We start from the raw sequence: 23,431 nt of genomic DNA, 5'->3' as shown, positions 1-23,431 counted from the left end.
GCACTACGACACCGCCAGATCGGTCATGCGGGCGGCGACCGCCTCGGCCGTCGGCGTGGTCAGCTCGCCGACCAGGGCGCCGTCGGCGAGGAACACCACACGGTCCGCGTACGAGGCCACGTTCGGGTCGTGCGTGACCATCACGATGGTGGTGGGCTCGTCGAGCTCGGGATCGTCGGCGCCCTGGCCGCCCGTGACCGGGCTGCCGACCAACTTCCGTAGCACTTCGAGCAGTTCGCGGCCTGTCGTGATGTCGAGCGCACCGGTGGGCTCGTCGGCGAAGAGCACGGCGGGACGGGTGACGAGGGCGCGGGCCACCGCCACCCGCTGCTGCTGGCCACCGGAGAGCTGGCTGGGGCGCTTGCCCGCCTGGTCCTCCAGGCCGACCTGGGCGAGCGCCCGCAGCACCGTCTGGCGCCCGGGCTTGCGGCCGGCCAGCCGCAGCGGCAGCCCGACGTTCTGCGCGGCCGTCAGCGAGGGCAGCAGGTTGAACGACTGGAAGACGAAACCGGTGGACTCCCGGCGGAACTCGGTCAGTTGGGTCTCGTTCAGGCCGCCGATGTCCGTGCCGTCGATGAACACCCGCCCGGACGTGGGCCGGTCGAGCCCGGCGGCGCACTGCAGCAGGGTGGACTTGCCTGATCCCGAGGGTCCCATGACGGCAGTGAAGCTGCCGCGCGGGAAGGACAGGCCGACCTCGCGCAACGCGCTGACCGCGCCACTGCCCGAGCCGTAGGTCTTGGTGAGCGACTCCAGCCGCACTGCGTCATCCATCACTTCTCCGTAGCGTCATGGTGGTGGGGGGACCGGCCGTCAGCTCCTGCCGATGTCCGGACGCCTCTTCCTGGGCGCTCCGGTCCTCGAGCTCCGCCCCGGGGCGGGTGAACACGACGGTCGCCACCACGGCGAGCAGGGCCATCACTCCGGATGCGACGGCCAGTGTCCCGCGCGTACCGACACCTTCCAAGAGGTATCCGGTTCCGAGCGCGCCGAGCGAACTCGCCCCGGAGACAAGGAGCATGACGACGCTGCCGACCCTCCCCTGCATGGCGTCGGGTGTGATGCGCACCTGATGGGACATACCGGAGACCGTAACAGCGGCTCCTATATGCGACGTTATGAAGAAGAGAATCCCAAGTGTCACAGGATGCAAGAGAAATACCGTTCCGGGCATGATCAGGGCCCAGGCGACATGCGCGTAGATCATCACACGCCGCATCGGCAGCCGCCTGCTCAACCACCCGCCGCTGAAGGCTCCGAGGAGTCCTCCGATACTGCCGGCCGCCATGATCAGACCGACCGTGCTCGCCGGTCTGCCCTGCTCCCTGACCAGCACGGCCACGGTGAGGATGAGCCCCTGGAAGACGAGGTTGCTGCCCGCGATGATGAGCAACGCCGAGCGGAAATAGGCACGTTGCCACACCCAGCGCAGTCCGCTGGAAATCTCCTCGCGCATGCCGCGGGCGCTCTTGGCCTTGCCGGAGCGCGGATTGCGGGGAATCCGCAGCCGGGTGAGCGTCAGCAGGGACATCAGGTAGAGCCCGGTGCTGGACAGGAACGGCACCCAGGCCGACAGGCCGAACAGCACACCGCTCGCCGGATGCCCGACGAAGTTCACGGCGCGGGAGCGCGCCTCGTTCTGCGCCATCGCGGTGGACACCTGCTGCGGCGGCACGACACCGCGCACCGCCGCCCGCTCCGACAGCTGGTAGAAGACGGTGAGGCTGCCCTGGACGAAGGCAACGATCGCGATGTGCCAGACGCGCACCTCGTCCCCGGCGAGCGAGACCGCCACCGACCCGATGGCCAGCGCCCGCCCCGCCACGCACACCAGCATCACGCGCCGTCTGTCCCAGCGGTCCACCAGCACTCCGGCGGGCAACTGCATGACCAGCATGGGCAGCAGCGCGGCGAAGCCGACCAGGCCCGCGGCGCTCTTCGACCCGGTGTGCCAGAGCACCAGCAGGGTGAAGGCCATGGTGGAGGAGCGTTCCGCCATGACCGACAGCGCGGAACCGCCCCACAGCAGCCGGAAGCGCCCGTTGCTGCGCAGCGGCGGCAGCTTCTCCTCGCCGCCGTCCCGCGCCTGGATGTCCGTACTCATCGATGGCCCGCCCAGCACCACTCCAGGACGGCCATCGCGCTGTGCAGCTTGTGCGTGGCCTGCGTGAAGGCGATGCTCGCCGGCCCGTCGAGCACCTCGGCGGTGACCTCCTCGCCGCGGTGGGCGGGCAGGTCGTGCAGGAAGACGGCCTTCGGGCTGCTCTCCCACAGGGCCCGGGTGACCTGGAACGGCGCGAAGACGTCCCGCCAGTCCTCGGTCGGCTTGCTGGTCCCGGTGGTCTGCCAGCGGGTGGTGTAGACGGCGTCGAGGTCGGCGGGCAGCGCGCTCATGTCGTGCCGTTCGACCACCTTCGCGCCGCTGCGCACCGCCTGCTCCGCCGCCTGGGCGAGAATCTCGGGCGCGAGTCCGTAGCCGGGCGGAGTGCGCAGTTCCAGTTCGGTGCCGGGGTAGCGGGTGAGGGCCAGCGCGAGGGCGGCGGCGCTGTTGTTGCCCTCGCCGACGTACAGCAGCCGCAGTCCGTCCACCCGCCCGAAGTGCCGTTGCAGCGTGGTCAGATCGGTGAGCCCCTGCGTCGGATGCTCCTCGGCGCTCATCGCGTTGATCACCGACATGTCGCCGGCGGCCCAGGTCCGCAGCTCCGCGGTGGCATCGGCGGTCCGGGCCACCAGCAGGTCGAGCATCCCGGCGAACACCCGCCCGGTGTCCTCGCTGGTCTCTCCGGTGTTGGTCTGCAGATCGCCGGGCCCGAACGTCACGGTCTGCGCGCCCAGACGCAGCGCGCCCGCCGTGAACGCGGTACGGGTGCGGGTCGACGTACGGCGGAAGTAGACACCGACGACAGCGCCGTCCATGGTGTTCGCCCGTGCGCCGGAGGCGAATTCCACGCCTCTCGCCACGATGCCGCGCAGCTCGTCGTCGGTCAGGTCGGTGAGGGAGATCAGGTGTCGCGCGGATCCCATGACGATGGGGGTCCCTTCTTGTGGGGCTTCTGAGAGGCTGGGAGCTCAGCGGGCGTCGGTCAGGAGCGCGTCGATCTCGGCCCGCACCCGGTCCTCGATCTCCGCGGCGAGCTGCGCCACGGTGGGGCGTTCGAAGGCGACCCGCACCGGCAGATCGAGGTCGTACTCGGTCTGCAGTCGCGAGATCAGCCGTACGGCGAGGATGGAGTGTCCGCCGAGGTCGAAGAAGTTGTCCTCGACGCCCACCTTGTCCAGGCCGAGGACCTGACCCCAGATGGCCGCGATGCTCTCCTCGACCTCGCTGCGCGGCGCGATGTACGAATCCGTGGCGGCCCCGGCCTCCGGGTCCGGCAGGGCGCGCCGGTCGAGCTTGCCGTTGGCCGTCAGCGGGATCTTGTCCAGCTCGATGTAGGTGGACGGGATCATGTACTCGGGCAGGGCGGACCCCAGCGCGTCACGGAGGTCGTCGATGCCGCCGACGACGTAGGCGACCAGACGCTGGTCGTCGGTGACGGTCACGGCCGCGTCCGACACCTCCGGATGCGCGATCAACGCGGCCCGGATCTCACCGAGTTCGATGCGATAGCCGCGCACCTTCACCTGGTCGTCGATCCGGCCCAGGAACTCCACCGCACCGTCCGCGCGCCAGCGCGCCAGGTCGCCGGTGCGGTAGAGCCGGGCGCCCGGCTCGCCGTATGCGTCGGGCAGGAACCGCTGCGCCGTCCGCACCGGATCGCCGATGTAGCCGCGCGCGACCCCGGCGCCACCGACGTACAACTCCCCCACGACGCCCACCGGAACCGGGCGCAGTTCCGCGTCCAGGACGCGCATCTGGACGTTGGGCAGCGCGCGGCCGATCGGCACGACGCCGTCGTACGACGTCTCGATCGGGAAGACGCAGGTGCCGACGGTCGCCTCGGTGGGACCGTACTCGTTGAAGATCCGTCCGTCGCCGAGGAGTTGACGCCAGCGCTCCACCAGAGCGCCGGGAAGCGCCTCGCCCGCGACCACGATCCGTGTCGTGAGCGCCCGGATCTGCTCATCGCTCAACTGGCTGCCGATGACGTCCAAGTGACCGGGAGTCAGCTTGAGGAAGGAAAACGGGCCTGCCTCCGCCAGCGCCTGGCCCAGCTCGGTCAGCTCACCGTCGAACAGCCACACCCGCTGCCCGGCCGCCAGCGGCGCCCACACATTCGGCACCACCAGGTCGAAAGCCACCGACGAGAACACCGGAGCACCACCCGAGCCGCACGACGCCAACTCCCGCACCGCCCAGCCCACATGATTCACCAGACCGCGGTGCGTGACCTGCACACCCTTCGGGCGGCCCGTCGAACCCGACGTGAAGATCGTGTACGCCAACGAGTCCAGATCCACCGGCGCCAGCGACACATCCGCCTCCGGGTGAACCTCGTCCACCCGTACGACATCGACAGCGAACCGGTCCGCGTACGCGGCCGACGTCACCGCCACCGACACCCCGGCATCCGCCAGCATGCCCTCGACCCGCTCCCGAGGCAGCGCCGGATCGAGCGGCACATAGCCCGCCCCGGCCCGCCACACCGCCAACAACGCCACCACCAGATCGACCGAGCGATCCAGCAGCACCGCCACCGACGACTCCGCACGCACACCACGCGAACCCAGCACACCCGCAAGGCGGTTGGCCCGAGCGTCCAGTTCACCGAACGTCAGCCGCACACCCCCGGCCTCCACCGCCACCGCACCCGGCGACTCGGCCACCCGCTCCGCGATCAGCTCCGGCACCGACACCTCACCTACCGGCGTCGCCGTGTCGTTCCACGCCTTGAGCAGGCGGCGCTCCTGGACGGAGGTGATGTCGACGGCGGAGAGGGAGGTGTCCGCGTCGGCGGCGACGGCTTCGAGGAACTGGACGAAGTGGTGGGCCAGGCGCTCGACGGTGTCGTGGTCGAAGAGGGAGGTGGCGTATTCGAAGGCGCCGATCAGGGAGCCGTCGGACTGGCGCCAGACGAAGAGGGTGAGGTCGGTCTTGGCGACCCGCCAGGCGCCCTGGAAGGCGTCCATGAGGATGTCGTCGGCGGCCACCGAGGTGGCTCCCTCGTCCTGGAGGTCGAAGGCGACCTGGTAGAGCGGGGTGCGCGAGAGGTCGCGGGTGGGCTGGAGTTCGTCCACGAGCCGTTCGAAGGGCAGTTCCTGGTGGGCGAAGCCGGCCATGACCGTGGCGCGGACCCGCTGGAGCAGCTCGGCGAAGGTGGGGTCGCCGGTCAGATCGCAGCGCATGACAAGGGAGTTGAGGAAGAAGCCGACGGTGCTCTGGGTCTCGGGGCGGGTCCGGCCGGTCACCGGGCTGCCGATGCCGAAGTCGTCCTGGCCGCTGTAGCGCCCGAGCAGCGCGCCGAAGGCGGCGAGCAGCGTCACGTACGGGGTCGCGCCGTGCCGGCGTCCGATGCCGGTGAGGGCGTCGGCGAGCGAGGCGGGCACGGAGAACCTGACACCGGAGCCGCGCGCGTCGCGCTGCGCGGGGCGGGGGCGGTCGGTGGGGAGCCTGAGTTCGGGCAGTCCGGCGAGGGTCTGCTTCCAGTGGTCCAGTTCGCGCGAGGAGGAGATGTCGGAGCCGTGGGCCGCCTGCCAGGCCGCGAAGTCGGCGTACTGCACCGGGAGTTGGTCGAGTTCGGGGGTGCGGCCCTCGGTGGCCGCCGCGCACAGCTCGCGCAGCTCGCGGTCGAGGAGGACGGTCGACCAGCCGTCGGTGGCGATGTGGTGGGCCGTCACCAGCAGGACCGGGCCGCCCTTGGGCACACGGACCAGCAGCGCCCGCCACAGGGGGCCGTCCGTGAGGTCGAAGCCGCGGGCGAACTGCTCCCCGAACAGCCGCTCCAGATGTGCCTCCGAGGCGTCCTCGACGCGCAGTTCGACGGTGCCCGGCGCGACGATCAGCTGGCGGGGTTCCTCGCCCTCGACGACGTAGCGGGTGCGCAGTGACTCGTGGCGGGTCTCCAGCGCGTCGAGGGCGGACTGCATGACGTCGCGGGTGGTGCCGGCGGGCAGCCGCAGGAAGAACGGGGCCACCCACTCGGGGCTGCCCGGGTGCATGCGGTCGAGGAACCACAGCCGGTGCTGGCCGAAGGAGAGCGGCAGCGGCTCGTCGCGGCCGACCGGCGTCACACCGGGTACGGCGGGACGGGCGTCCTGAAGGAGCTTGGCCTGCGCCTCGACCGTGAACGCGCCGAACAGGCCGCGGAGTTGGATGTCGTCGCCGGACGCCTTGCGCAGGGCGTCGGCGAGCCGGGTGAGGACGAGGGAGGAGCCGCCGAGCGCGAAGAAGTCGTCGTGCGCGCCGACCTGTTCGACCTGGAGGAGCTGTTCCCACACCTGGGCGACGAGCCGTTCGGCGGGGGTGCGCGGGGCGATGTACTCGGCGCTTTGTGCCTGCTCCAGAACCGGGTCGGGCAGCGCGCCGCGGTCCACCTTGCCGCTGCTGGTCAGCGGGAAGGCCTCCAGCGGCACGAAGAGCGAGGGGATCATCGGCTCGGGAAGGCGACCGCGCAGGAAGGTGCGCAGCTCGTCCCGGGGGATGCGGCGGCCCGTCGTCAGATAGGCGACGAGCCGTTTGCCGTCGCCGATGACGCGGGCGTCGACGACGGCGCCGCGGACATCCGGGTGGGCGTTCAACGCGGCCTCCACCTCGGCCGGTTCGATGCGGACGCCGTTGACCTTGACCTGGTGGTCGGCGCGGCCGAGGAAGTCCAGGGAGCCGTCGGAACGCCAGCGCACCAGGTCGCCGGTGCGGTACATGCGGCTGCCCGCGGGGCCGTGCGGGTCGGGCAGGAAGCGCTCGGCGGTCTGTCCGGGGCGTCCCGCGTAGCCGCGTGCCGTGCCCTCGCCCGCCGCGTACAGCTCCCCCACGACGCCGATCGGCACCGGGTCGAACTCGGCGTCGAGGACGTAGACGCGCAGGTGGTCCAGGGGGCGTCCGATGGGGACGGCCTCCGTGTGCCGCTCGGGGTCGAAGAGCTGGGCGGTGACGTCGATGGAGCACTCGGTGGGACCGTAGGTGTTCCACACCCGGGCGCCGCCCGGTTCGGCGAGGCGGCGGCAGAGTTCGGCGTCCAGCGGCTCGCCCGCCGAGCACACCAGGCGCAGGTCCGCGCAGTCCGCCCAGTGCGGCTCGGCGACCAGGAGCCGCAACACGGACGGCACACCCTGGAGCACGGTGATGTGCTCGTCGGCGACCGTCCGCACCAGCAGTGCCGGGTCGGCCTCGGCCCCCGCCGGCGCCATGACGACGGTGGCACCCGCGGCGAGCGGCGTGAACAGCTCCCAGGCGGCGGCGTCGAAGGTGAGGACGGTCTTCTGGAGCACCCGGTCCGCGGGCGTCAGCCCCTGGTTGTTCAGCGACCAGCCGACGCGCCCCGCGATGCCGCCGTGCTGCACGAGCACACCCTTGGGGCGCCCGGTCGAGCCCGAGGTGTAGGTGAGGTAGGCGGCGTGGTCGGAGGTGACCTCCACCTGAGGTGCTGTGTCCGGGAGTTCGTCCAGGGCCTCGGCTTCCAGGGCCACGACGCCGCCGGGCAGGAGCTGTTCGAACATCTCGGCGTCGGCCGCGGTCGTCACCACCGTTCCCGCGCCGCTGTCGGCGACCACCCAGGCCGTACGCTCCTGCGGATGCCCGGCGTCCAGCGGCACATAGGCCGCGCCCGCCTTCCAGACGCCGAGCAGCGCCGCGACCAGGTCGTGGCCGCGCGGCAGGCAGACGACGACCCGGTCCTCCGCGCCGACACCGCGGGCCGCGAGGAGATGCGCGATCCGGTTGGCGCGCCGGTCGAGCGCTTCGTAGCTCAGCGGCCCCTGGTCGCCGTCGACCGCGACGGCGAGCGGAGTCGACACGGCCTGACGGGCGACGAGTTCGTGCAGCGGGACTGTCATCTCTTCTCCAGGGAAGGTCATCACGTACGGCGGTGCGGCGGCCCTGCGCGGCGAGGGAGCGTCGCCGCTCCATCCGGGTGGGCGTCGGCGGGTGCTGCGGCGCGGCGGGCTATTACGCGGCGGGCGCCGGCAGGAAGTCCGCGACGTCGGTGCCCAGGCCGCCGGCGCGGGCCCTGTCGCGGACGAAGCGGGCGAGCGCGAGGTCGAGGACGCCGAGCCCGAAGGGCGAGTACACGAGCGGCTTGCCGGGGTGCGGGTCGAGCGTCGCGGTGCCGCGCAGCAGCGCGCCGATGCTCGCGTCGATGAAGTCCCGGCCGCCGGTGGCGAGTTCGGCGAGGTGCACCGAGGTGTTCTCGCGGCACACGTGGTCGGGGTCGTCGACGATGTTGTGGGCGTCGAGCACGGCCCGCGCGGTCAGGTCGCGCAGCGAGACGTGCAGCACCACGGTGCCGGGCGGGCAGGCGTCGAGCGTGGTGTGCGGGGTCGCGGCGGTGGTGGCGATGGATACCAGGTCGTGGGCGGCCAGCGCCTCTTCGAGTGTGTCGCAGTGGCGGACGGTGGCCGACGGCAGCAACCGCGCGTTGTCCTGGGTGAACCGCCGGGCGCGCCCGGGGTCCGTGTCGTACACGGTGAGCTGGTCGAGGCCGGGGTGTTCGACGGCAAGGAAGCGCAGCACCTCGCGGTTGATGACGCCGCAGCCGATGAGCGTGACCCCGGAGGGCCTGCGGCCGCCGAGGAGCATGCGGGCGCCCACGGCGGCCGAGGCGGCGGTGCGCTGGGCGGAGATCAGGGAGCCCTCGATGAGCGCCTCGGGCTGCCCGTTGCGCAGGTTGTTGAGCAGGATCGCGGCGCTGGCGCGCTGCACTCCGGAGGCGATGTTGCCGGGGAAGGAGGCGATCCACTTCATTCCGGCGATGTCGTCCTCGCCGCCGTCCGCGCTGCCGCCGAGGTATCCGGGCAGGCCGATGATGCGGTCCCGGGGCCGGTCGGGGAAGCGCAGGAAGACGGAGTGCGGCAGGCTGGTGCGTCCCTCGTCGTGGCGCCGGTAGGCGTCAGCGACGAGGTCGACGACCTCCTTCTCGCGCCCTTCGAGGAGCCCCGCGACCGTCTGGTGGCCGATGATCAGCATGTTCCCACCGCCATGGTGTGCTCCGGTTCCTTCCACAGGTGGCTCACCTCGCCGAACTGGCGGCGCACCCATTCGTCGTCGTAGATCGTGTCGAGGTAGCGGTCGCCGCGGTCCGGGAAGATCAGCACGCAGGTGCTGCCCGCCGGAACGCGGTCGGCGAACTTCAGCAGGGCGGCGGTGACGGCACCGGACGAGCCGCCCGCGAGGATCGCCTCGCGCTGCGTCAGGGTCCGGCAGCCGACCACGCAGTCGAGGTCCGAGACGAGCACCACCTCGTCGGCGAGCGTGGGATCGAACAGCGCCGGGCGGACGGCCGCGCCGTGCCCGGGCAGCAGCCGCGGCCCGGGCGGACCGCCGAACAGCACGCTGCCGAGCGCGTCCACGCCGACCAGCGTCGTGGACAGGCCGCGCTCGCGGATGTACTGGGCGCAGCCGGTCATGGTGCCACCGGTGCCGGTGGCGCAGAACAGGTAGTCCACCTGGTCGTCCAGCGCCTCGGCGATCTCCCGCATGGTCCGGGTGTGGGCCCGCGGATTGAGCGGATTCGCGTACTGGTTGGGCCAGTAGGCGCCGGGCAGGGCGGCCACCAACTCCCGTACCCGGGCGAGCCGGGCCGGCAGAAAGGCGCCGGTGTCCGGGTCGGGTTCGGTGACCATCTCGACCGTGACCTGATAGGCCCGCAGGATCGCCAGGTTCTGCCGGGTGGTCTTGGGATCGACCACGCAGATGAAGTCGATCCCGTAGTAGCGGCAGATCTGGGCGATCCCGATGGCCAGGTTGCCGGAGCTGGACTCCACGACTGTGGACCGGCCGGGGATCAGCTCGCCGCCCCGGATCCGGCCGAGCAGCATGGACAGCGCGGACCGGTCCTTGACGCTGCCGCCCGGGTTGAACCCTTCGAGCTTGGCGAGGACCCGGGAGGGGAAGCGGGGCAGCAGGCCGCCCAGCTCCACCAGATGTGTGTCGCCGATGGCGTCGAGGATGCCGTCGAGCACCGGTCGTGGCGTCATGACCGCAGGCTCCTGCCGGGTTCGTGGTCCATCACGAGGTGGTCGGTCACGGGGTGCCGCCGGGTCCGCCGCTGCCGAGGGCGAGGAGCGCCCGGCGTTCGGCGTCGTCGGTCAGCGGGATCCGGGAGACTCGCTGGTCGGGATCGTCGGCGGCCGCCTCGACGAACCGGACGAACAGATCGAACAGCCGCTCCGCGGTGGCCCGTTCGAACAGGTCGGTGTCATAGCGCAGGGCCACGGTCAGCCCGTACACGTCACGGGTGATCTCCAGCGAGAGGTCGCACTGGCCTTCCAGATGCGGGATCTCCAGGTACGTCGTCTCGATGCCCGCCACGTTCATCGGCTCGCCCGAGGCGGCGCCGCCCATGCCCGGCCCGAACCGGTCGGTGGCCACCATCGTCACCGAGATCCGGTACAGCGGGCCCGCCGTGCCCGCGTCGCGGGCGACCAGTGGGTAGGGGTAGGAGACGCGCGCGGTGGCCTGCCGGACCCGGTCGGCCGCCTGGGCCATCGCGTCCCCGAGCGTGGTCTCCCGGTCGAACCGGCCGCGGATGAGCACCGGGTTGACGAAGTAGCCCACGACCTGGGCCGCGGAGGAGCGCCGGGTGGACGCCGGGCAGGCGAGGAGGAAGTCGCTCTGGCCGCCCCAGCGGTGCAGCAGTGACTGGAAGGCGCCGAGGGTCAGGGCGAACGGGGAGACTCCGCGCCGCGCGGCGGTGCGCAGCACCTTGTCGGAGAGCCGGTCGGGCAGCCGGCGCAGCAGGCTCGCACCGGACTGCGAGGACACGGCGGGGCGGGGCCGGTCGGTGGGCAGCTCGGCGGCCTGCGCTCCGGCGGCCTCCTCCTGCCAGAACTCCGCCTGCCGCTTGCCGCGCGAGGAGTCGAGGAGCACTTGCTCCCGCTCGACGAAGTCGTCGTAGCCGACGGGGAGCGGCTCCCAGCCGGGCTCCTCCTCACCGGACGCGAAGGCCTCGTACGCCTGGAGCAGGTCGCGCCACAGCAGCCACTGCGAGAAGGCGTCGGTGGCGATGTGGTGGGTGACGACCAGCGCCACGGCGTCGTCGCGGCGGCGCAGCAGTACGGCGCGGAAGGGGCCCTCGGTGTCCAGCCGGAAGGGCCGTCGCACCTCCGCCGTGACGAGCTCGTCGAGCTCCTCGTCCGTGGCGTCCGGCACTTCACGTACCGTCAACTCACCCAGCACACCGGCCTCTTGGACGATGCGGCAGGGCTGCCCGTCCGTCTCCGTGTAACGGGAGCGGAGCATGGGGTGACGGTCCGTCAGGGCTCGGATGGCACGGCCGAGGATCTCCGGGTCCGGCGCGGGCGTCATCCGGGCCCCGCCGGCGAGGTTGTATGTCGCGCTGTCGGGGGCCAGGCGCTGCAGCAGCCACAGCCCTTCCTGGCCCACCGACAGCGGGAGTGGTGTGTCGAGGACGGTGTCCGCCGTCCGCCCCCCGTAGTGAGGTTCCACCGTCAGACCTCCGCTTTTGCCGTGGCGAGGAAGGCGACGACGTCCCGCACGCGCAGCAGCTCGGCGACCGTCTCGTCGGGCACCGACAGGCTGTAGGTCTTCTCGACGGCGGCCAGCAGGTCGACCCGCGTGAGCGAGTCCATGCCGAGCTCCTCGAAGCTGGAGTCGGCGTCGATGTCGCCCTCCAGGTCGGGCGCGGTGCGCTGGACGAGGGCGATGACCTCGGCGGTCAGGGCGTCGGTGGTCAACTCGTGCGTGGTCATGTGAGGTTCCGTCTCTGTGGTGGTGAGGTGCGATGAAGAGGTGCGCGCCCGCAGCGGAGCACGCGGACAGGACCGCGGTCCTGGTCAGGGCATGCGGACGACCTGTCCCGCGTAGGTGAGCCCGGCGCCGAAGCCGAGCAGCAGCACGTGGTCGCCGGGAGTGGAGCGGCCGCTGTCGTAGAGGCGGCTGAGCGCGAGCGGCACGGAGGCGGCGGAGGTGTTGCCGGTGTCGACGACGTCGTTGACGACGCGCTCGGGCGACAGTTCCAACTCGCGGGTGAGGGTCTTGATGATGCGGTTGTTGGCCTGGTGCGGCACGAACCAGTCGATGTCCGCCATGGTGATCCCGGCGGCGGCGCAGGCCCGGTGGGCGACGTCCGGCATGGTCGCGGTGGACCACTTGTAGACGAGCGGGCCGTTCATGGCGACGTACTCGCGCCCGTCGGGCCGCTCGGTGAGGCCGAGGACGCTGTGCCGGGCGCCGTCGCTGCCCCACACGGCGGGCCCGATGCCGGTGTGCTCGGTGCGCGAGACCACGGCGGCGCCGGCCCCGTCGCCGAAGATGACGAAGGTGTCGGGGTCGTTCGGGTCGATCCAGTCACTGGTGCGTTCCGCGCCGACCACAAGGACGTGGCGCGCCTCGCCGAGCCGTACGGCGTTGGAGGCCATCGCCATCGAGTAGGTGAAGCCCGCGCACACGGCGTTCAGGTCGAACGCGCCCGAGTTGGGCAGTCCGATGCGGCTGGCCACCTCCGGGGCGATGCCCGGCATACGGCGCTTGCGGGTCGCGGTGGCGACGATGGTCAGGTCGACCTCCGCGGGGTCGATGTCGGCCATCACCAGGGCCTTCTCGCCCGCGGTGACCGACATGGTGACCAGGTCCTCGGCCTCGTTCGCGTGGTGGCGGGTCCTGATCCCGGTGCGCTGCTCGATCCACTCGGGGGAGACCGTCGTGAGCGGTGACAGCTCCTCGTTGGACAGCAGCCGGGTGGGCCGGTAGGCGGCGATGCCGGTGATCCGGGACCCATGGGTCTGCGGGGTCAGATAGGTCTCCAACGGGACCTTCCCAGCCTCAGGTTGTGACATGACGTCCTCAACTCCCCCCGTCCGACGGGGCGTCGGACGGCTCGGCCATGGCCACGGCGATCCGCCGCGGCCCGGTGAACGGCTCGCGCGCGTGCGCGGTGAGCATGTTGTCGACGATCAGCACGTCGTCGCGCTGCCAGTCGAAGCGGACGGAGCCCGCCCGGTAGACGGCGCGCAGATGGTCCGTCACCTCGTCCGGGATGGCTCCGCCGTCGCCGTAGTACGTGTTGGTGGGCAGGTCCTCGTCGGGGAAGATCGCCCGCAGTCCCGCACCCACCTCCTCGGCCACGGTGGTGACGTGGAAGAAGGTGGCGTGGTTGAACCAGACGTGCTCGCCGGTCACGGGGTGGCGGTGCACGGCCGCGCGGTTCGCCGTGGTGCGCAGTCCGCCGTCGGGCCGCCACTCGGCGACGATGTCCCGCTCCTTGCAGTACGCGATCACGGCGTCCCGGTCCGTGGTGTTGAACGCCTCCTGCCAGGGCACACCGAATCCGGTGTGGAAGTTGCGCACGACCTGCCAGCCGCGGCGCTCGAACTCCGCGCGCACGTCCGGGTCGAGGGCGGCCAGAATGCGCCGGGTGTCGGCGAGCGGGGTGGCGCCCTGGGTGGTGGGCGGCTCGGCGCAGTAGAAGTACAGGGTGCCGGGCCACACGGCCTGGTAGGAGTTCTCGTTGTGCAGGAAGATCTCCTCGCCCGGCGGATAGTCGGTCGAGGTGTAGACCTGGCCCTTGATCGTGCTGCGGGGCGAGGAGCGCTCCGCGTACGCCAGCGGCGGTGTGCCGGAGAAGGCGCGCACGACGGCGTCGAAGCCGTCGACTCCGCCGATGGCGTAGCCGCGCAGCAGGACCGCGCCCCGCTGCCGGAGCAACCGGCGCAGTTCGTCCCGGTGCCGGCCGATGTCGTCGAGGACGGAGGCGCCCTCGGCGGCGGCCCGGTGCAGCGCGGGTGCGGTGCCGGTGCCGGCCCAGCCGGGCAGCACGTTTTCTTCAGTGGTCGTCATCGTGGAACCCCCGGCTCAGTCGGACATCGCGACGAGGACCCGGCGGTCCCCGGTGAACGGCCGCCGCCCGTGGGCCAGCAGCACGTTGTCGATGAGCAGCAGGTCGCCCCGGTGCCAGTCGACGTCGACGGCGACGGCCAGGCCCCGGTCCCGGATCTGGGTGACGTACTCGGCGGGGATCGGGCTCCCGTCGGCGAACTTCACCATCTGCGGCAGCTCGTCCTCGGGGAGGATCGCGGCGAGTTCGGCGGCGGTGTCGTCGCCGAGCCCGGCCGGGTGCCACTGGTCGGCCTGGTTGAACCACACCTCGGCGCCCGTGACCGGGTGCCGGATGGTGGACGGGCGCACCGACTCGACGCGCAGACTGCCGTCGCGCCGCCAGGTCCACTCGGCGCCGGCGTGCGACAGGAACTCCTCCACGTCGGCGCGTTCCTTGGTCTCGAAGGTGTCCTGCCAGCTCTTGCCGAGGCCGTACCCGTCGTGCAGGTTCTGCAGGTAGCGCACCCCGCCCGCGAAGGCCTCGCGCACCTCGTCGTCGAGCGCGGCCAGCCAGCGGGCGGCGTCGCTGACGGGGGTCGCGCCGCCACCGCCGGGCGTCACCTCGCAGTAGAAGGCGAGCCGGGTCGGCCAGGCGTGCGCGTAGCTCATCTCGTTGTGCATCGAGATGGTGTACTCCTGCGGGTACTCCGTCGACGTGTACACGTTGCCGCCGACCTTGGTGCGCGGCGAGTTGCCGTGGACGTACGCGAGGCGGTGCGGCAGCAGCCGGTCGAGCGCCTTGTCGAGTGTCTCGGGCGTGACGCCGAACCCGCGGAAGACCAGGCCCTTCTCGCGGACGAGGAGCTCGTCCAGGCCGGGGTCCAGGGTGTCGAGCCGGGCGAGCAGTTCGTCGGCGCCGCCACCGTCCTCGGCCTTGATCTCCAGCGGCGCCCAGGTCTCGGTGTTGGTCATGGAGCAGTCCTCGCAGTCGTGGCCGCCGGTTGTGCGGCCGGGATGGCGGATGCGGTGAGTCCCCGGGGCGGCCGGGCCAGGCGCGCGGCGATGTCCGCGGTCAGCTCGGCCTCCTTCGGGGCGAGGTAGAAGTGGTCGCCGGGGAACGCCCGCAGGTCGAAGCCGCCGACCGTCAACTCGGCCCAGGCGGCGACCCGTTCGACGTCGCAACCGGGGTCGGCCGCACCGACGTACGCGGTGATCGGGGCCCGCAGCCGCGGCGGGTCCTGCGGGGCGTAGGTCTCGATGAGGCGGTAGTCGCTGCGCAGCACGGGCAGCAGCAGTTCGCGCAGTTCCGGTACGCCGTAGGGGTCGCCGCCGAGGGTGCCGAGCCGTCGGACGGAGGCGAGCAGCACGTCGTCGGCGGACCGGTGCAGGAAGGTGCGGGGCGCGCGGTGCGGGGCGTTGCGCGCGGACAGGAAGACGTGAAGGAGGTCGTCACCGTCGTTTTCCAGACGGGTCGCGACTTCGTATGCCACCGCCGCGCCCATGCTGTGCCCGAACAGCGCGAGCGGCACGTCCCGGTACCCGGCCAGTGCCCCGGCGACCGAGCCGGCGAGCTCGTCCATGGACTCGACGCACGGCTCGGCCATCCGCTCCTGGCGTCCGGGGTAGCGCACGGCGAGCACATCGACGTCGCCGGGCAGCCGGTGGGGCCAGCCGTGGAAGAGCTGGGCGTTGCCGCCGGCGTGCGGGAAGCACACCAGCCGCACCCTGGGGGTGCGCGCCGCGGGGTAGCGGCGGAACCACACGTCGTCGGAGGTCTCGAAGGTCACAGCGCCATGCCTCCGTCGACGCGCAGCACCTGGCCGGTGATGTACCCGGCCTGCGGGGAGACCAGGAACGAGACGAGGGCGGCGACCTCGTCGGCCTGCCCGAACCTCCCCAGCGGGATACGGGTGAGCGCGCCCTTGACGACATCCTCGGGCAGTCCGGCGACCATCTCGGTCTCGATGAATCCGGGGGCGATCGCGTTGGCCCGGATTCCGTAGCGGCCGGCCTCCTTGGCCAGCGACTGGGTGAGGCCGATGATGCCCGCCTTGGACGCCGAGTAGTTGGCCTGGCCCGCGTTGCCCGCGACCCCGGCGACCGACGACAGGGTGACGACGGCACCCGCGCGCTCGCGGATCATCGGCCGGATCACGGAGCGCAGCAGGTGGTAGGTGCCGCTCAGATTGGTACTGACGACGGAGTTCCAGTCCTCGTCCCCCATGAGGGCGAGCGGCCGGTCCCGGGTGATGCCCGCCGAGGTCACGACGGCGGCGGGAGTGCCGAGCTCCGCCTCCACGGCGGTCACGAACTCCTGCACCTGCTCACGCACGGCGACGTCCACCCGGCGGACCAGCGCCCGGCGCCCCGCGTCCTCGATCTCCTTCTGCACGAGCTGCGCCGCCGCGTCGTCCGACCGGTAGCAGATCGCGACGTCGAAACCGTCCTGCGCCAGCCGTACGGCGACGGAACGTCCGATGCCCCGCGACCCCCCGGTCACCACCGCCACCCGTGCCGCGCTGCCGTCCCGCCCCATGTCCGAGCCCCCTCGTCCGTTCGAATGAGTCGAGCGTGGGTTCGCTCGCTATATGGGGCCTATACGGTGTCCAGCACGGCGTCCGGATGGCTGGTACCACCTGTCGGGCTTAGCGTGCTGAGGGGGCCCGCTGTGGAAGGTGGAACGTCATGAAGCTCGACAGGCCGGTGACCGGCGGACCCTGCTGGACCGAGCTCGGGACCAGCGATCTGGAGGCGGCCAAGCGCTTCTACTCCGACCTGCTCGGCTGGCGCCCGGAGACGGATCCCCGCCAGGAGGCGGGCGGCTACACGGTCGCGCACCTCGGTGACGCCCCGGTCGCCGCGATCACACCGCTGTACCAGGACTCACAGCCGGTCGCCTGGAACGTGTCCTTCGCGGTGGCCGACGTGGACGCCGCCGCGGAAGCTGTGACGGCCGCCGGCGGCACGGTGGTCCTCGGCCCGATGGACGTGTTCGACGTGGGCCGCTTCGCGGTGGCGTTCGACCCGGGCGGCGCGACCTTCCAGCTGTGGCAGGCACGGTCCTTCCCCGGCGCGGGGCTGTTCAACGCGCCGGGCGCGCTCGGCTGGGTGGAGCTGCTGACCCGGGCCCCGGACCGGGTCACGGAGTTCTACACGACCGTCTTCGGCTGGACCGTGAACGCCTCGGAGCACTACACGCAGTGGGGCATCGAGGGCGCCGACTTCGGCGGCATGCTGACGATGGACGACAAGTTCCCGCACGAGGTGCCCTCGCACTGGCTGCCGTACTTCGCCGTCGAGGACGTGGACGCCACGGCGAACGCCGCGGTCGGAGCGGGCGGCAGCATGCTGATGGAGCCCACCTCCGTACCGGACGGCCCGCGCATCGCCGTCCTGCGGGACCCGCAGGGAGCGGTGTTCGGGATTCATGTGGCGGGCGAGGAGGGCTAGTAGGGCCCTCCGAGAGACGACCCTGCCTCCAACACCGACCACAGGCCCCGGGAACAGGTCAGGCCAGAGGTGTCACCGCGACCTGGTCGATGACCGGCGCGTACGCGGAGCGCAGCCCGAACCGGTGGGACGTGGCGCCGTCGGCGTCGGGCGGCGCGTCGGCCGTGAAGGTCAGGGCGTTGGCCCCTTCCCTCAGCGTCACCGGGACGGTGAGGTCCCAGAAGTTGTTGAAGTGGAAGGTGGTGGGGAAGAGCACGCGGCGCGGTGGCTCCCCGTTGACGGAGATGTCCGCGTGACGGCAGACCGGGTCCGGGTTGTAGTGGGTAGCCGGGGCCTGCTCGCCGTTGGAGTAGCGGATGGTGAGGGCGTGCCGCCCGGTGTGCGCGGCCGTGACGGTGAGGGTCAGCGCGTTGCCCGCTCCTCTGCCGATCCCGTCGACCGCCTTCCCTCCGGTCGCGAAGGTATGGGCGCCGGTCACCCGCGCGTCGCCCGTCACGGTGCCGTCCTCGGCGGCGTATACGATCGTCTTCAGGTAGCCCTGCCCCGGTGCCACCAGCAGGCGGTCCAGGACGAGCCGACCCGAAGTGGCCGTGACCGTCAGCTTGTTGACACCAGCGGCCAGGAACAGCGGGACCCGCCCCAGCCGCCCCACCGTCTCGCCGTTGACGGTCAACATGCCCTCGCCGCCGCCCAGTTGACCAACCGTCACGGTCGCCTCGCCGTCGGCCGCCGCGTGCACCCAGAACGTGGCGGTGCCTCCGTGGGGCAGCACGGCGGCACCCGGCCCCGAGGCCCCCCGGTGCGCATGGCTCACATACGCCCCGCCGCCGAGGACCGCGTACTCGGCCTCGTACAGCGCGGGAGCCGTCACGTACTCGTCCCGCAGCACCAGGTCGATCCTGTCGATGACCGCGTCGCCCTGGGTGACGCCGAGATCGGGGTCCTGGGCGGCGAGCGTGATGGTGTGACGGCCCGCGGTCAGCCACACCCGGGTGTCGGTGCGGCCCCACACCGCCCGCTTGTAGCCGAGCGGAAGCCGCAGCTCCTGCGGGTCCGCGCCGTCGACGCGCAGAAAGACGTTGGTGGGGCCCTGCTCCTTGACCAGGTCGTCCAGGTTGTACGCGTTGGCGAAGACACTCAGGTCGTACGTCCCGTCCCGCGGGACCTCGACGGCGAAGGCGAGGACGCCGTCGGAACCGGTGCGCAGACCACCGATGTGGTAGGTGCCGAACGAGGCGAACTTGTCGACGTCCGAGGGCGAACCCTCGGGCCCGTTCTTCGCGTAACCGCCGCCCGTGTACGTGGCGTTCTCGGCCGCGTACGTCGCCCGCCAGCCCACCGACGGCGGTATGAGAACGGCGCCCATTCCGCCGGGCGAGAGGATGACCTCGTAGGCGGACATCTCGTGGAGGTCCGTCAGCGGCAGGGTCACCTTCCCTTCCAGGACGGGCAGTTCGCGGTCCTGGAGGCGCAACGGCTGTGCACACGCGCCGACTTGGCCGGTCCAGGGGATCTCGTGGAGTCGTAGGTGCACCGTGTCGCCGAAGACCTCGGCCGGGACCTGCGCGAAGACGATGTCCGCGGCACCGCTTTCACCGCCGAACAACACCCGGGCCTGCCGCTTGTCCCGGTCCAGGGTGGCGACGCCCTGAAGGGTGTACTGGACGTTGGGCCGAGGAGCGGTCACCCGGACCGTGTGACCGGTCATCCGGCCGTAGGCGTTGAACAGCCACCACTGGCCGTTGCCCTTGTTCGCCTCGACCGCCGAGTCGTTGAGGTTGCCGTCGATGTTCCAGTACGCCAGGTCGGCGTCGATCTTCGACTCCTCGATGGCGGAGATCCACTGGACGACCTGGCCCGGCACGGACAAGTGGTAGTTGTGCGCGTACTCGTTGATGTTGATGGGGAGCGGCCCGATCTCCACGTCCCGTTCCATCTCCCGGTACTTGGCGACGCCGGTGCGGATCGCGGCGGGCGTGGACAGCTCGTGCCAGGTGATCACGTCAGGAAGCACGTCGTGGACCTTGGCGAACTCCAGGAAGCCCTTGACCTCCTCGTACAGGATGCAGGTGTTGGGGCCCGCGACGCGCGCGTCCGGGTCGAGGCGCTTGATGAGGCGGACGGCGTCCTTCCAGGCGGCGAAGTAGGAGCGCGGGTCGGTGCGCCAGGAGATCCGGTTGTAGCTCCACTCCTCCGTGCCGAACATGTTGCCCTCGGGCTCGTTGAACGGCACGTACACCACATGAGACGTGTAGTCGCCCATGGTCAGCACTTGGCGGACCTGCTTCTCGATCAGCGTCATGAAGCCGGCGAGCCGTTCCTCCCCCGTGGCCCCGGGCCACTGGTAGGGGAAGCCGCGGTAGATGTCGGTCATGTAGACGTAGACGTCCTTGCCGCCGGAGTCCACGAAGGGCGGCAGGATGTCGAGCGCGTCGGCGCCGGGGTGCTGGGTGCCGTCCTGGGCCTTGGTGGAGACCGTGCGCACGTACATGCCCTCGACGACGTTGCGGCTGGGCACGCCGTCGCCGTACAGGCCGTAGAGGGTGCCGCTCGCACCGCCATGGAAGGGGCCGGTGTCGGTCCCCAGGTCGATGGTGAGCGTCATGCCGTCTCCCCTCCCCGCGGCCTCGACGTCCCTCGAGATCCCGGTGGTTCGATATCCCGTACGTCGACCGGAACACCGAACCGACGTGCCCGAACGTAGGAGTGGCGTGCGACGCGTGTCAACGGTCCGTCGCCACCGGGCTCCCGACGGTCCGCGAGACGCTCAGGCGCGCGGCAGTCCCAGTCGGCCTTCCAGCTGACCGAGCAACTCGCCCAGCAGTTCGGCCAGTTCACGCTGTCGGCCGAGGTCGATCCCGGACAGGACCGTCGTCTCGTACGCGAGCTGCTCGGGCAGGATGCCGTCCACGAGGTCGCGCCCCTCGTCGGTGAGCCGGACGTGCGCGACCCGGCGGTCACGGGTGTCACCGCGCCGCTCGACCAGACCGCGCTCGGTCAGCTGTTTCAGCCGCTTGGTGACGGCGGCACCCGAGGAGAACGTCTCACGGGCGATCTCGCTCGGGGTCAGCTCGTGTCCGGTGCGCCGCAGGGTCCCGAGGACGTCGAACTCGGGGCGGGTGAGCCCGGCCCGGCGCAGCGGGGCGTCCTCGGCCTGCTGGAAGAGCGCGGCACAACGGTTGACGCGGCCGATGACCTCCATGGGCCCGGTGTCGAGATCAGGACGCACGGTCTGCCACTGCCGCACGACGGCGGCCACGGTGTCCGCGGACGCGGGCCGCCCGGCGGGGGCACTGTCCGTGTCCGACCGCCGGGCGGGGGCGTCGCCCGCTTCCGCCCGCCCGGCGGAGGTGCCGTTCGCTTCCGCCCGCCCCTCAAGGGCACCCTCCGTCTCGACCCGGCCGACGGCGGCGTCGCCCGCTTCCGGCCGCCCAGCTGAGGTGGCGTCCGTCGCAGCCCGGCCGGCGGGAGCATCGCTCGTTTCCGGCCGCCCGGCGGAGGTGCCGTCCCCTTCCTCCCGACCGTCAGGGGCACTCTGCGTCCCGGCCCGGCCGGCGGGGCCATGGCCCCTTTCCGCTCGCCCGGCGGGGGCATCGCCCGTCTCGGCCCGCGCGGGAGGGGCGTCGCCCTCTTCCGCTCGCCCGGCGGGGGTGCCGTCCGTCTCCGCCCGGCCGTCCGCTGTCGTCATGCCTGTGCGCCCTCCAAGGAGTGCAGTCCCTGTCGTCGTACCGTCGCCGCGAGCGTACGGTGTCCGGCCTGCTCGGCCCGCATGACCCGCTCCTCCGGCAGGGCGCGTTGCCACCATTCGCCTGCCGCGGCGTCGGCGGTGGCGCGCAGGTCGACGACGGCGGCGGCCAGACCGCGCCTGGCGGACTCCAGGGCGCCGGCCTCGGCGTGCGCGGGGGCGAGGAGTCCCGCCGCCTGCTCGCGGGCACGCTCGACCGCGTCGAGGGCGTACTCGATGCGGTCGCCGGCCCGCCGGTTGGTGACGGCGATCGCCGCGACGAAGCCGACCAGCGCGCCCACGAAGGTGTCCACGACACGGTCGGTGATCAGCTCCCCGGACTGCTGGACCCGTGCGAACTCGGTGATCAGCAGGGCCATCGGGGTCACGCAGATGCTGCCGAGCCAGTAATTGCGGCCGATCAGCGCCTCGGCTCCGAAGTTGAGGACGAGACAGCACAGCACGAGGGACGCCGGACCGAGGTGGGCGAGCGGCGCGATCGCCGCGAAGACGAGAACGCCAACAAGGTTGCCGACGACGCGCTGCACCCCCCGGCTCCAGGTCAGGGTGACGTTGGCCTGGTAGAGCGAGGCGGCGGTGACCAGCGCCCAGTAGGGGCGGCCGACGCCGAGCACCAGCGAGACGTACCCGGCGAGCGCGCAGCCGAGCGCGGTGCGCAGGGCAATGGGCGCGAGGGGGCCCAGACGGCGCAGCAGCGGCGGTTCGCCGAAGGCGAGTGCGGCGTCCACGCCCAGGAGTTCGTCGGCGGCGTCCGCCAGGTCACCCGGACGCGGCACGGGTCCGGTGCCGCGCAGCGCGCGGGCCCACGCGCGCAGCCGCTCGGGCTCCGTCTCGGCGGGCGCGGCGAGCGCGACCTCGGCGCGCACGACGAGCCGTTCGAGCGCGCGCCTGGGCGCGGAGCGGGCGCCGGTGGACAGCAGCGACTGCCACGCGCCGTGCACGGCGGCGGCCGCGGCGGCGCGGGCCCGGGCGGCCCCTTCGCCGTTCCCCCGCGTCACCACGTACGCGGCCGTGGCGTTCAGGGCGTGCGCGGTGGCGCGCCGCTCCGGCCCGTGCGGTCGGAGGAGCCCGGGGGCCATGCCGACGATCCAGGCCCAGGCACCCGCCGCGGCGCCGAGCGCGAGATGGCCCGGCACCTGGCCGAGGGTCTGCGGCGCGAACAGCGACGCGGAGGAGATGAAGGCGAGGACCACATGGCCGGGCGGGCCGATGCGTGTGGCGTCGCACAGCACCTTCTGCACGGCGGCGAGCAACGCGCCGACGGTGACGAGGACCACCGCGTCCGTGGTGAGCGAGGCCGTGACGAGGGCGACGGCGAGACCGCCGAGCATGCCGAGCACCACCCAGGCGAGGGCGCGGGCCCGGGCGGCGTACGGGCGGTGGTGGGCATAGAGCGCGCAGAGCGACCCGGCCATCGTGTACATCGCCAGGTCCAGCCGGCCGAGCGCCAGGAGCGTCAGATTCGGCGGAGCGACCGCGACGACGACGCTGAGCGCGGGCTTGAACCAGATGTCGGATGGCCTGCCGAGGCGCAGCACACCGGTCAGGGGGAGGCGGCGTACACGTGGGGGCGTGGGGCTGGGCGCACTGCTCATAGCAATAACTTTAGCAGGTGTTTTACTTGTAAAACATATGCCGCATCACCTACCCCACCTGCCGTGCACCCCCGCACGCTCCCCCGCGTACACCCTTGCGCTCGCTTGCGCACCAGGCATCCCGGGCATGCCCTGACCGACTGCCTGATGTCCGACATCGTCGAGCGGGGAGGTACGCGGTGCACGGACCGGCTTCGCCCGGCTGGCTGCTCGTCGTGCTGTGCGCGGCGACCGGGGCCTACTGTCTGCTGCGGATGCGCAGCCCCGTCGAGGAACAGCGCCGCATCGCGGGTGGCGAGGCGCTCATGGGATTCGGCATGGCCGCGATGGCCGTCCCGGCAGCAGTGGCGACTCCGCCCCGCTGGGCTTGGCTCGCCTACACCGCCGTCTTCGGCGCCACCGCCGTACGCGCCCTGTGGACGGCCCGCACGAGCCCGCACCACCTGCACCATCTGATGGGCGCCTTCGCGATGGTCTACATGGCGGGCGTGATGGCCGCCTCTCCTGGGCACCACGGGCACGGCGGCTCCGGCGTTCCCCTCGTGACCGGCGTGCTCCTCCTCTACTTCACCGGTTACGTTCTGCGCTCCGGCGTCCGCCTTCTCCCGCTGGCCGCCGCCACACCCGGAGGCACCCGTACCCTCGGCTGGGGTGATCGTCCCGAACTCTCCCAGGCCTGCCGTCTGTCCATGGGAATCGCCATGCTGGCGATGCTGGTCACGCTCTGAGACCGGCCCGCGGGAAGACGAGCTTCCCGTGCTGTACGAAACC

18 protein-coding genes are annotated in these 23,431 nt (G+C 71.8%); 2 read left to right on the top strand and 16 right to left on the bottom strand.

Annotated features, from left to right (window positions below; genetic code table 11):
• Positions 1–3 precede the first annotated feature (3 nt).
• From ACFY0T_RS38495 to fabG, 13 genes are all read right to left on the bottom strand, one after another.
• The gene (locus tag ACFY0T_RS38495) at positions 4–774 is read right to left on the bottom strand and encodes an ABC transporter ATP-binding protein (protein WP_388881821.1); all 771 of its coding nucleotides are present in this window, start codon (positions 772–774) and stop codon (positions 4–6) included.
• Positions 767–2,104 (bottom strand): MFS transporter, encoded by a 1,338-nt coding sequence (locus ACFY0T_RS38490; protein ID WP_388881818.1) that lies wholly within the window; start codon positions 2,102–2,104, stop codon positions 767–769. The genes ACFY0T_RS38495 and ACFY0T_RS38490 overlap by 8 nt, the downstream gene beginning before the upstream one ends.
• Positions 2,101–3,024, bottom strand: coding sequence for an ornithine carbamoyltransferase (locus ACFY0T_RS38485; protein ID WP_388881815.1), 924 nt, complete (start codon positions 3,022–3,024; stop codon positions 2,101–2,103). Before ACFY0T_RS38485 ends, ACFY0T_RS38490 begins: the two co-directional genes overlap by 4 nt.
• A gap of 45 nt (positions 3,025–3,069) precedes the next feature.
• Positions 3,070–7,932 carry an amino acid adenylation domain-containing protein gene (locus ACFY0T_RS38480; RefSeq protein WP_388881812.1) on the bottom strand — a complete coding sequence of 1,621 codons (4,863 nt, stop codon included), beginning with the start codon at positions 7,930–7,932 and terminating at the stop codon, positions 3,070–3,072.
• A gap of 112 nt (positions 7,933–8,044) precedes the next feature.
• Entirely contained in the window at positions 8,045–9,061 is a 1,017-nt protein-coding gene (gene sbnB, locus ACFY0T_RS38475) for a 2,3-diaminopropionate biosynthesis protein SbnB (RefSeq protein ID WP_388881809.1), read from the bottom strand.
• Positions 9,055–10,071 carry a 2,3-diaminopropionate biosynthesis protein SbnA gene (gene sbnA, locus ACFY0T_RS38470; protein WP_388881806.1) on the bottom strand — a complete coding sequence of 339 codons (1,017 nt, stop codon included), beginning with the start codon at positions 10,069–10,071 and terminating at the stop codon, positions 9,055–9,057. Before sbnA ends, sbnB begins: the two co-directional genes overlap by 7 nt.
• Positions 10,072–10,117: 46 nt before the next feature.
• Entirely contained in the window at positions 10,118–11,542 is a 1,425-nt protein-coding gene (locus ACFY0T_RS38465; protein ID WP_388881803.1) for a condensation domain-containing protein, read from the bottom strand.
• Between the two features lie 2 nt (positions 11,543–11,544).
• The gene (locus ACFY0T_RS38460) at positions 11,545–11,805 is read right to left on the bottom strand and encodes an acyl carrier protein (RefSeq protein WP_388881799.1); all 261 of its coding nucleotides are present in this window, start codon (positions 11,803–11,805) and stop codon (positions 11,545–11,547) included.
• 84 nt (positions 11,806–11,889) lie between these two features.
• On the bottom strand, positions 11,890–12,891 hold the full coding sequence (locus tag ACFY0T_RS38455; protein ID WP_388881796.1) for a beta-ketoacyl-ACP synthase III: 1,002 nt from the start codon (positions 12,889–12,891) through the stop codon (positions 11,890–11,892).
• A gap of 7 nt (positions 12,892–12,898) precedes the next feature.
• Positions 12,899–13,891, bottom strand: a complete 993-nt coding sequence (locus ACFY0T_RS38450; RefSeq protein WP_388881793.1) for a TauD/TfdA family dioxygenase — start codon at positions 13,889–13,891, stop codon at positions 12,899–12,901.
• A gap of 15 nt (positions 13,892–13,906) precedes the next feature.
• Entirely contained in the window at positions 13,907–14,842 is a 936-nt protein-coding gene (locus tag ACFY0T_RS38445; RefSeq protein WP_388881790.1) for a TauD/TfdA family dioxygenase, read from the bottom strand.
• Entirely contained in the window at positions 14,839–15,657 is an 819-nt protein-coding gene (locus ACFY0T_RS38440) for a thioesterase II family protein (RefSeq protein ID WP_388881787.1), read from the bottom strand. The genes ACFY0T_RS38445 and ACFY0T_RS38440 overlap by 4 nt, the downstream gene beginning before the upstream one ends.
• Positions 15,654–16,406: a 3-oxoacyl-[acyl-carrier-protein] reductase gene (fabG, locus tag ACFY0T_RS38435; protein WP_388881784.1), complete on the bottom strand. Its 753-nt coding sequence runs from the start codon at positions 16,404–16,406 to the stop codon at positions 15,654–15,656. Before fabG ends, ACFY0T_RS38440 begins: the two co-directional genes overlap by 4 nt.
• A gap of 149 nt (positions 16,407–16,555) precedes the next feature.
• Here fabG and ACFY0T_RS38430 point away from each other — a divergent pair, with 149 nt between their 5' ends.
• The gene (locus ACFY0T_RS38430) at positions 16,556–17,320 is read left to right on the top strand and encodes a VOC family protein (protein WP_388881781.1); all 765 of its coding nucleotides are present in this window, start codon (positions 16,556–16,558) and stop codon (positions 17,318–17,320) included.
• Positions 17,321–17,378: 58 nt separating this feature from the next.
• Here ACFY0T_RS38430 and ACFY0T_RS38425 read toward each other — a convergent pair whose 3' ends face one another.
• The 3 genes from ACFY0T_RS38425 to ACFY0T_RS38415 all read right to left on the bottom strand — a co-directional run bounded on the left by ACFY0T_RS38425 (position 17,379) and on the right by ACFY0T_RS38415 (position 22,660).
• Positions 17,379–19,925, bottom strand: coding sequence for a cellulosome protein (locus ACFY0T_RS38425; protein ID WP_388881779.1), 2,547 nt, complete (start codon positions 19,923–19,925; stop codon positions 17,379–17,381).
• 162 nt (positions 19,926–20,087) lie between these two features.
• Positions 20,088–20,579 carry a MarR family winged helix-turn-helix transcriptional regulator gene (locus tag ACFY0T_RS38420; RefSeq protein WP_388882201.1) on the bottom strand — a complete coding sequence of 164 codons (492 nt, stop codon included), beginning with the start codon at positions 20,577–20,579 and terminating at the stop codon, positions 20,088–20,090.
• A gap of 425 nt (positions 20,580–21,004) precedes the next feature.
• The gene (locus tag ACFY0T_RS38415; RefSeq protein WP_388881776.1) at positions 21,005–22,660 is read right to left on the bottom strand and encodes an FUSC family protein; all 1,656 of its coding nucleotides are present in this window, start codon (positions 22,658–22,660) and stop codon (positions 21,005–21,007) included.
• 179 nt (positions 22,661–22,839) lie between these two features.
• Between ACFY0T_RS38415 and ACFY0T_RS38410 the strand changes: the two genes are divergently transcribed.
• A complete protein-coding gene (locus ACFY0T_RS38410) occupies positions 22,840–23,388 on the top strand; it encodes a DUF5134 domain-containing protein (protein ID WP_388881773.1) in 549 nt (182 codons plus the stop codon).
• The last annotated feature ends 43 nt before the right edge of the window (positions 23,389–23,431 follow it).

The sequence above is a fragment of the Streptomyces sp. NPDC001530 genome (assembly GCF_042894545.1).
GTDB lineage: Bacteria > Actinomycetota > Actinomycetes > Streptomycetales > Streptomycetaceae > Streptomyces.
The sequence above is the reverse complement of the archived record's forward strand: the minus strand, read 5'-3'. Positions and strand labels throughout refer to the sequence as shown.

What these genes read in the sequence shown, in the direction of transcription:
- ACFY0T_RS38495 (WP_388881821.1), bottom strand. Translation starts at nt 774, where the DNA reads ATGGATGACGCAGTGCGGCTGGAGTCGCTCACCAAGACCTACGGCTCG.
- ACFY0T_RS38490 (WP_388881818.1), bottom strand. Translation starts at nt 2,104, where the DNA reads ATGAGTACGGACATCCAGGCGCGGGACGGCGGCGAGGAGAAGCTGCCG.
- ACFY0T_RS38485 (WP_388881815.1), bottom strand. Translation starts at nt 3,024, where the DNA reads ATGGGATCCGCGCGACACCTGATCTCCCTCACCGACCTGACCGACGAC.
- ACFY0T_RS38480 (WP_388881812.1), bottom strand. Translation starts at nt 7,932, where the DNA reads ATGACAGTCCCGCTGCACGAACTCGTCGCCCGTCAGGCCGTGTCGACT.
- sbnB (WP_388881809.1), bottom strand. Translation starts at nt 9,061, where the DNA reads ATGCTGATCATCGGCCACCAGACGGTCGCGGGGCTCCTCGAAGGGCGC.
- sbnA (WP_388881806.1), bottom strand. Translation starts at nt 10,071, where the DNA reads ATGACGCCACGACCGGTGCTCGACGGCATCCTCGACGCCATCGGCGAC.
- ACFY0T_RS38460 (WP_388881799.1), bottom strand. Translation starts at nt 11,805, where the DNA reads ATGACCACGCACGAGTTGACCACCGACGCCCTGACCGCCGAGGTCATC.
- ACFY0T_RS38455 (WP_388881796.1), bottom strand. Translation starts at nt 12,891, where the DNA reads ATGTCACAACCTGAGGCTGGGAAGGTCCCGTTGGAGACCTATCTGACC.
- ACFY0T_RS38450 (WP_388881793.1), bottom strand. Translation starts at nt 13,891, where the DNA reads ATGACGACCACTGAAGAAAACGTGCTGCCCGGCTGGGCCGGCACCGGC.
- ACFY0T_RS38445 (WP_388881790.1), bottom strand. Translation starts at nt 14,842, where the DNA reads ATGACCAACACCGAGACCTGGGCGCCGCTGGAGATCAAGGCCGAGGAC.
- fabG (WP_388881784.1), bottom strand. Translation starts at nt 16,406, where the DNA reads ATGGGGCGGGACGGCAGCGCGGCACGGGTGGCGGTGGTGACCGGGGGG.
- ACFY0T_RS38430 (WP_388881781.1), top strand. Translation starts at nt 16,556, where the DNA reads ATGAAGCTCGACAGGCCGGTGACCGGCGGACCCTGCTGGACCGAGCTC.
- ACFY0T_RS38425 (WP_388881779.1), bottom strand. Translation starts at nt 19,925, where the DNA reads ATGACGCTCACCATCGACCTGGGGACCGACACCGGCCCCTTCCATGGC.
- ACFY0T_RS38415 (WP_388881776.1), bottom strand. Translation starts at nt 22,660, where the DNA reads ATGAGCAGTGCGCCCAGCCCCACGCCCCCACGTGTACGCCGCCTCCCC.